At 36.3% G+C, this 8996-nt stretch carries 8 protein-coding genes; 7 read left to right on the forward strand and 1 reads right to left on the reverse strand.

All coding sequences use genetic code 11. The features are described from left to right. Positions 1-196 precede the first annotated feature (196 nt). The 5 genes from C9J51_RS02990 (at position 197) to C9J51_RS03010 (ending at position 6100) form a co-directional block, all read left to right on the forward strand. Positions 197-1603, forward strand: coding sequence for a cytochrome-c peroxidase (locus C9J51_RS02990; RefSeq protein ID WP_045040086.1), 1407 nt, complete (start codon positions 197-199; stop codon positions 1601-1603). 159 nt (positions 1604-1762) lie between these two features. Continuing rightward, positions 1763-3754 (forward strand): bifunctional metallophosphatase/5'-nucleotidase, encoded by a 1992-nt coding sequence (locus C9J51_RS02995; RefSeq protein ID WP_045035463.1) that lies wholly within the window; start codon positions 1763-1765, stop codon positions 3752-3754. Positions 3755-4239: 485 nt separating this feature from the next. Beyond that, a complete protein-coding gene (gene cspE, locus C9J51_RS03000) occupies positions 4240-4449 on the forward strand; it encodes a transcription antiterminator/RNA stability regulator CspE (protein ID WP_036792221.1) in 210 nt (69 codons plus the stop codon). A gap of 209 nt (positions 4450-4658) precedes the next feature. Further along, positions 4659-5324 carry an ABC transporter ATP-binding protein gene (locus tag C9J51_RS03005; protein ID WP_045040087.1) on the forward strand — a complete coding sequence of 222 codons (666 nt, stop codon included), beginning with the start codon at positions 4659-4661 and terminating at the stop codon, positions 5322-5324. Beyond that, positions 5321-6100 (forward strand): ABC transporter permease, encoded by a 780-nt coding sequence (locus C9J51_RS03010; protein ID WP_107249917.1) that lies wholly within the window; start codon positions 5321-5323, stop codon positions 6098-6100. Before C9J51_RS03005 ends, C9J51_RS03010 begins: the two co-directional genes overlap by 4 nt. Positions 6101-6166: 66 nt before the next feature. Here the strand turns inward: C9J51_RS03010 and pdxY are convergent, their stop codons facing one another. Then, complete coding sequence (pdxY, locus tag C9J51_RS03015; RefSeq protein WP_045035465.1) at positions 6167-7024, reverse strand: pyridoxal kinase PdxY; 858 nt, start codon at positions 7022-7024, stop codon at positions 6167-6169. 641 nt (positions 7025-7665) lie between these two features. On the opposite strand from pdxY, the gene C9J51_RS03020 reads away from it, so the two are divergent. Both C9J51_RS03020 and C9J51_RS03025 read left to right on the forward strand, forming a co-directional pair. Then, a complete protein-coding gene (locus C9J51_RS03020; protein WP_045040088.1) occupies positions 7666-7866 on the forward strand; it encodes a hypothetical protein in 201 nt (66 codons plus the stop codon). Positions 7867-8137: 271 nt separating this feature from the next. Next, positions 8138-8785: a helix-turn-helix transcriptional regulator gene (locus C9J51_RS03025; protein ID WP_045035467.1), complete on the forward strand. Its 648-nt coding sequence runs from the start codon at positions 8138-8140 to the stop codon at positions 8783-8785. The last annotated feature ends 211 nt before the right edge of the window (positions 8786-8996 follow it).

The following is an 8996-nucleotide window of genomic DNA, read 5'->3' on the forward strand; positions in this document are numbered from 1 at the left end:
AAGTTAAATTTAGCCGCTTTATTTGTTAATTATTAACAGCAATTATTATCCTCATGATATTAAAAGAATATATTGTTAATTTACGCGTGAAATAATATTTAATCGAATTTCTCAATTAAAGCATCCGTTTTTTTCGTTTTGAACTCTTCCTTAGAAGCGATTATTTTCTTTTAAAATATATTTAGAGGGAATCTTAATGAAAAAATTATCATATATTGCGTGCGCGATCAGTGCCGGTGTCGCAGGTTATTTAGCGACGGTATATGCCGTTGATCAAGGCGATGAAACACGACATAAAAACTATTTATCTCAAACAAATTTGGTTAAAGCCGATCCTCTTTCACAGCAAGCTTTTAATATCTTTAACCAAAATGGTTGTCAGTACTGCCATACAAAAAATAGTGAAATGCCATTTTATGCGGATGTTCCAGGAGCTAAACAATTGATGCAGCGCGATATTGATCATGCTTTACGCCAGTTCAATATATCGATGCTTATGGAGCAAGTACAGCATAATACCCCTGTTTCTCAGGTTGAATTAGCCAAGCTTGAATCAGTGTTAAATGACCATGCAATGCCACCGAAACAATTTTTATTAATGCACTGGCGTTCAGATTTATCCAAGCAAGAAACCAATACTTTATTAGACTGGGTTAAGCAAGAACGTCACCAATATTATTCAGATCCTCTCGTGAGCAGTGAGTATCAAAATGATGCTGTGCAGCCTATTTCTGCCACATTTAAAGTGGATCAGGCGAAAGTACAATTAGGTGAAGTGCTTTATCATGATACCCGTTTATCTGGTGATAATACTGTTGCGTGTTCAACTTGCCATAGTCTGACAACGGGCGGGGTTGATAACCTAAAAACCTCAACGGGAATTAATGGTTCAAAAGGGCCAATCAACGCCCCAACGGTATTTAACTCGGTGTTTAATATTCACCAATTCTGGGATGGTCGTGCAAGTGATTTACAAGCTCAAGCGGGAGGGCCGCCGATGAATCCAATTGAGATGGGAGCTGGATCATGGACGAATATTATTAAAAAATTAGATAAAGATTCCGCACTTAAAGCACAATTTGATGCCATTTACCCACAGAAAGGGATCAGCGAATACAGTATTACTAATGCGATTGCTGAGTTTGAGAAAACCTTAGTTACACCAAATAGCCCGTTTGATAAATTTCTAAAGGGAGATAAAACGGCGCTAACAACAAAAGAACAACAAGGTTATGCGCTGTTTAAACAGAATAAGTGTCAAACATGCCATAGTGGTCAGGCGATGGGGGGCTTATCATTTGAAGTCATGGGTCTTAAAGATGACTACTTTGGTGATAGAGGTAATATTACTGACGTTGATAGTGGCCGTTTTAACGTCACGAAAGATGACAACGATATGCATCGCTTTAAAGTACCAACATTACGCAATATTGCATTAACAGCCCCTTATTTTCATGATGCAAGTGCGAAAACATTAGAGCAAGCGGTGAATGATATGGGGCTGTACCAAGTTGGTGTGAAGTTAAGTCCTGATGAGATTGATAAAATTACGGCTTATCTTAAAACGCTAACTGGTGAGTATAACGGTAAGTTGTTGCAATAAATTTGCTATAGAAACGGTTTCTTAGTGAAGGAGCCGTTTTATATCAGTCAAAATAAAAATTCAAATTTAGAGAATATTATTGTGATATATAATGCTGAAAAGGAATTTAATCTGGAGTATGCTGCGGCGCAAACGATTACAACGTAGTAAGGATTTCGTATGTTTAGTAAGCCACTTATCGCATTATCTATCACTTTAGCTCTTTCTGGGTGTGTTACAACGCCAGCCGTTCAACATCAACCTTTTACACTGACTGTTGCTCATATTAATGACACGCACTCGCATTTTGATCCGGTGAAGTCTAGTTTTTCTGCGAACGGTGTTGAAGTTTTTAATGAGTTTGGCGGTTATCCTCGCCTGCAAGCAATGGTTAAACAATATAAAGCGCAAGCACAAAAGAATGACCAGAGTTTGTTATTTTTAGATGCGGGTGATGCTTTCCAAGGCAGTGCTTATTTTAAAATAAACCAAGGTGCGATGAATGCTGATCTTCTTGACCAAATGGGGTTAGATGGCATGGCATTAGGTAATCACGAATTTGATCTTAATAATCAAAAATTAAATCGTTTTGTGAGTAGTTTAGATTTCCCTATTATTGCAACAAATGTTGATGTTAGCCATGACACTAATTTCAATGGGCAGACAAACATTTTACCTTATCAAATTTTTGCCTTTGATGGTGATCATAAGACCGTTGTAAAAGATATTAATAACTTACCAAAGCATAAAAATTTAGTTGCGGTGTTTGGTTTATCTTTACAAGACATGCCAAATATTGCCCCTCATACGGGGGATGTAAAGTTCCTTAATGAAGTAAAAACAGCACAATCAACGGTTGATTTTCTTAAATCAAAAGGGGTTAATGACGTTATTGCATTAACTCATATTGGTAATGCAACGGATATTGCTTTAGCCGAAAAAGTGAACGGCATTGATTTAATTGTTGGTGGTCACTCTCATACATTATTAGGCGATTTCACGAATATCGGTTGGAGTAATTTTGGTCCCTATGCACAAATGGTGAAAAATCCAAATGGCAAAGCGTCAACCTGTATTGTGCAAGCTGGGAAATATGCAGAAGCTATTGGTAAGGTAAATGTTAGCTTTAACAGTCAAGGTGAAGTAACCAACTGCGCTGGGCATAATACGCTACTAAGTAACGATGTGTTTTATCATAAATCTGATCGTAAACCACAAGATAAGTTTACTGCGGCACAAACGGCACAAGTAGAGCAGTTTATTGCTAAGCAAAAGAACATCGTTATTATTAATGAAGATAGCCAGCTTCGTCATGAAATCGATACTAAATACAAACCTGCTGTAGAAAAAGCCTATGGCAACATCATCGCTCAAGTACCGACTGAAATTATACATGAGCGTCGCCCAGGAGACAGTGGTGCAGCGGATAAGCATGGTTCAGCCGTTGCGCCATTAATTGCAGAAAGCCAGTATTATTGGGCTAATTTACCGCAAGTTCAAAAAGTAACAGGTAAAAAGGTTGATTTTGCATTAATTGGTGCGGGTGGTATTCGTACTAATATTAATGAAGGCGAATACCGTGAAGGTAATGTTCGTTTAGAAATGCTACCGTTTTCTAATTATTTATCAGTGTTGTCATTAAAAGGTTCAACGGTTAAGCAATTATTGCAAGATACGATCACGGCAACGTTACCTGAAGGCGCACATGCGGGTAAATACCCATACGGCGGTCATATTCGTTACACTTTTGATGAAACTAAAGCACATAAAGCGGGTCATTTAACCAGTGTTGATGTGATGACTGGCACTGAAAAACACCCAATATGGACACCATTACAAAACAATAAAACCTACAATGTTGTGATTAATAATTATAACGCTACGGGTAATGATGGTTGGACTCCGATATTTACGGCTCAAAACAAACACTCTACTCGTATCGATCTTATTGATGTGAATGGGAAATTAGTGGGTTACAAAGTTAAAAATATCGAAAAACAGGGTGATAAATATCAAGTTATTTATCAAGGTAAAGCCCCTAATTGTAAAGCAGTAAACACCGATTGTGATACTGACGCGCAAGCCTTTATTGACTATGTTTCACAAACGCGTCATCAATTAGTACCTTTACCATATTCTGTAGTGACATTAGACCGAATAATAACCAAATAGTAGACAGTTAATATAACGTAATGAGCAATATGTTTAGGCATATTGCTTTTTTTATGCTTTGTTATTAATAATAAAGAGCGGTAAGTGGAAATCTATTCATATTTATTTTTCGGTATAATATGAGTTATATTATTGCGTTATAAAATTAAAAATTAATATTTTCATTGGGTTATATTTATTTTGTCTGAATAACGACCTTATTGTTTGTAATTAATATTTTTCATACTCAGTAATAAATGAAAGTTTTGTTTGTAGAACGTTAAAAATTAAAAAAAATGCTATACAATCAAATTAATTTCATTAATATAGATATCGGCCTGTAATTCAGACCTATTTATATGTAACGTTATGTTTTAGAAAACTTTCTTTGTAACGCTTTACCAGTGTCATGAAGCTTTCCACGCATAAGCTGTAACATAAATAATTCTTTTTCTGGCTACATTACGCAATTTTGCGAATTATTTAATTAAAAATTGGAGACAGTCATGTCTAAATCAACTGGTATCGTTAAGTGGTTTAATGAAGAGAAAGGTTTCGGTTTCATCACTCAAGACAATGGCGGCGCTGACGTATTTGTTCACTTCCGTGCTATCACTGGCGAAGGCTTCAAAACGCTAGCTGAAGGTCAGAAGGTTTCTTTTGACGTAGAACAAGGCCAGAAAGGTCCTCAAGCTGCAAACGTTGAAGCTGCTTAATTCGCACTCGCGTTAAACGTTTTTTAAATACCGACATAATGTCGGTATTTTTTTGTCTGTATATTTCTGCGCTATGTAATTATTTCATTAATGGCGTTGATATTGTCTTGTATTGATCTTATTCATAGCGATTATTAACGTAAATCATTTGAGTAATTTTTTAGTTTTTATACACTTATCACCTTCAGTCGTTATTAGTGTTAAGTGCCATGACAAATTCACCTTCAATCGCTGCTAATGCATTACATATTTCTCAGTTACGATCAGGTTTTGAAAATCCTCAATTACATCCATTAACGGTTGATATCTTACCTGGGCAGCATTTCGCGTTGTCAGGTGCGTCTGGTTGTGGAAAAAGTAGTTTATTACACGTTATTGCTGGACTAAAGCCGTCTAAAAATGGGCATTTTAATTATCAACAGCATCAAATTGATATTACCGCACTGCCATTTTGGCGTCAGAAAATCTGTTATTTACCGCAACAAGCGGTGATGGGCGCTGATACTGTCTTTGAGGTATTGTTATTACCGTGGCATCTTAAAGCGATGCTGGTGTCTCAAATAAAGCCTACTGAAGAATATTGTCAGTTGGCATTAGTGCAGTCTGGGTTGATGGTCGCACTTGATAAAGAAGTCGCATTATTATCTGGCGGTGAAAAGCAACGATTAGCCATTGCGAGAGCAATATTGATGCAACGTCCGGTGTGGCTAATGGATGAACCAACATCTGCATTAGATCCTGCTGCGCGCAACAAGATTATTGGATTAATTAAATCACTGAATATTATCTGTGTGTCCGTTTCTCATGATCCGGTATGGCTGGCGACAGCTGATCAGGTTTACAATATGGATATAGCATCAGGAATAGAACAATGACAGCAACCATTAATCATACTATCGATTTGCATTGGTCCGCGATGGCGGGGTTTTACTTACTATTACTGATCCCATTAATACTTTTTCAGCGTTGGCAATTAGGGCTGAGCCGCACACTGATCATGTCTGTATTACGGATGACTTTACAGTTATCCGTGGTTGGTATTTATTTACATACTTTATTTGGTTGGCAAAGCCTGAGCCTTAACGTGGTTTGGTTAACCGTTATGGCATTGTTTGCCAGTTACACCATTTGTAAGCGTTCTGATGTTAATCTATTTCGCGTGATCCCCGCCGTTATTTGTGGGCAAGTTATCGCATTATCGGTGGCATTACCTGCGGTTTTGGCGGGTGTTATTCAAGTTTCACCATGGTGGCAAGCACAATACATGATCCCGATAGCAGGGATGTTATTAGGTAATAGCTTAACCGCGAATGTGTTGGCATTGTCTCGTTGGGGAAGTTTACTGAAAGAGAATCATCAAGAATATCAATATTATTTAACGATGGGAGCGCCTAATCCTGCTCAGCCTTTTATTCGTACTGCTTTTAAAGCGGCATTAGCGCCACAATTAGCTTCAATGGCAACGTTAGGTATTGTGAGCCTACCGGGTATGATGACGGGACAAATTTTAGGCGGAGCAATGCCACTGGTCGCCGTTAAATACCAGTTAGTGATCATGGTCGCGATATTTGTATCCGGTGTGCTTTCTGTTGCGACGACATTGACACTTGTAAAACGTCGTTCATTTGATGCTTATGGTAATGTGTTGTAATTTAACAGAATAAAACAAAAAAGCAGCGTTATAAGCTGCTTTTTTATAATCTGATGACTGGGCTATTTATTTAATTTCTGTAATTGGAAAAATTTCAGTCGGCGCGACAATTTCATCTTGAGCTGCGATTGTTTGCAGTTCCCATTCGCCACGGCGGTGGGTTTCTTTTAATACTGCATAACAAGCATTGTGAGCATGCTCAAAGGCTTGTTCTGCTGACCAACCTTTCAATAAACCGCCAGTAAATAATGCTGAAATTAAATCACCCACACCAACAGGCTGGTTATCAAATGCCAAATGTGGACGTTGTGCTAGATAGCAGCCCTCTTTTGTTGCTAGCATCATCGAAAATTTATCAGTCGATAAACTATGAAGATGTTTTACCAATACCATTTTAGGGCCAAGTGTTAGCGCGTGCTGACAAGCTTTAACGGCATCTTCCAATGTATTGATTGTCATTCCAACAAATTGACTCAATTCAAATTGATTAGGAACAATTACATCAGCCAGTGGCATTACATCATTGATCAGGTGTTCAGAGATACCATCAGCGACGATGCATCCTTTTTCAGGATCGCCCATTACAGGATCACAAATATAGATAGCATTAGGATTTTGTTGTTTTACTGTTTTAACGGTATCAATAATGGCTAAACATTGATCAGCACTACCTTGATATCCGGTAAGGACTGCTTCACAGTTTTTTAGCTGATCAATGTTGTTGATGCCTTTAACTAGCTCAATCAAATCAGAGGCAGGGAAAGCTTTACCTGTCCAACCTTGTTTGTATTGAGTATGGTTAGAAAACTGTACGGTATGTAATGGCCAAACTTCAAACCCCATACGTTGAAGAGGAAATACTGCAGAACTGTTACCAGCGTGACCGTAAACAACATGTGACTGTATTGATAGAATACCTTTCATCGAGGTTCCTTATAACTATCGTATATTTATAACTATCGTATATATAAGTATACTTTACATGTGCTGATATCAGAAACCTAGTCATTTTATATCGTAATTATTCCTTGCAAAAATGCAGACTATTTATTGTTCGACAAAAAACGATAATTTCATTCAATGTGCAATATATAGAATAAGTTATCTAATTGTAATCTGTTTTATTGGTTGTTTTGTTTGTTTTTTGAACACATAACAGGTTTTTATGTATTTTTTTGATAGTTATTTTTTTGTTTAAAAACAATTAGATGTATATTTATTAAGTGGTTATCCACAATTTATTATCGAATTTAATAAAAAAAATATTTACAGCATCAAAAATAGACGTTAATGTTCGATCCGTCTGTTACTCAGACCTAATGTGTTTTAAATAAAACCACAATGTCATTTCTAATCATTGTTATCCGTTTATGTTGCAAACGTAGTAGCAGTGCAAGGCTATAAGAAGGGTGATCTTATAGTTAAGAAGTAGTAGGTCAATGAGTAAAGCTCTATACCAAGGTTAATTAACCGTTTGGTATAAAACTATTTAAACTCAAATTGATAGCCTCAAATATATATGCTGATAAAAAAAGCAATATTTGGGCGTAAAGGAAATATAAACTATGACTTCACAAACAGGTATTATTCGTAGCTTCAACCCAGTTGAAAGAATTGGTTTAATTACTAGCGATCTTGGTGGCGATATTCGTTTCGACGCTTCACAAGTTTGCAGTCGTTCACAACCTTCATCTGGTAGTATGGTTGAATTTACGTTAGATGATTCAAGCAATAAACTTAAAGCGGTTAAAATTCGTTTTATCTGATTTAGTTAATGAGTTGAATGTTTACTGAAAATGTAACGTTCCTCCATAATTAAATAAATAATCCCGGCCTTGGTCGGGATTTTTTTATTTGAGTAATTACAATGCTAATTCTAATGGATAATTAAAGTATTATTACTAATAATACTGATATCATTATTGCGTATTTTGATGAAATATTAATATTGTTGATGGAAAATACAGATACTGTCATTATTGATAATATGATAAAACTGCTGAGTAAGTAGTTTGATGCTTAAAAAAGGTAGAAAAAATGCATGAATTGACAGAAAGTGATTATGATATTCTTCACGCTATGGAAAATATTGTTGATGGTATTGCGGCAATGTGGGGGGAGCATACTGAAGTCTTATTGCATTGTTTAGATTCCCGCCATCCGTCAATTATGAAAATTGCCAATGGACATATTACGGGACGTGAAGTTGGTGCACCAATCACCAATATTGCATTAGTAAAGTTAAATGAAGGCAAAGATGTTTCTGATGCTTATATTACTAAAGCGCCGGATGGTAAAATGTTACGTTCATTAACAACAGTGATCCGTAATAAGCAGCAGCAAGCGATTGGTTTACTCTGTGTTAATTTTAATTTAGACGCACCATTTCAATCTATGATCCATAGTTTAATGCCAACAATTGGTACTTATTGTGATCATGGTGTTACCGCAGAAACATTTGCGCGTAATAGTGATGAAATGATGCATAGTTCGATTGAAAATGTTCGTGAGCAGGTAACGAGTGATAGTTCGATCCCTCCCTCAAAGAAAAGTCGAGAAATTGTAACGCGATTACATGATCTTGGTATTTTTGATCTCAAAGACAGTGCTCAAATAGCAGCAAAAGGGTTGGATATTTCCATTCATACTATTTATCGCTATTTGCGAGAAATACGTGCAAATTAAATATGTAATTAAACAATGACATTATTTCATCGGATAGTGTCATTGTTTATTATTATAAATAATCGATAACGTTTTTATTTTAAAAAAACATATTTTTTTATATTTTTCATGATGTTTCTTTAATTGATACTCTGCTTATTTTAGACCTTCCGCTACTCATTAATCCCCATCAATAAACGTGCTTAAATAACAGGCGTGGTTTTTGCATTCT

The sequence above is a fragment of the Photobacterium iliopiscarium genome (assembly GCF_003026395.1).
Lineage (GTDB): Bacteria > Pseudomonadota > Gammaproteobacteria > Enterobacterales > Vibrionaceae > Photobacterium > Photobacterium iliopiscarium.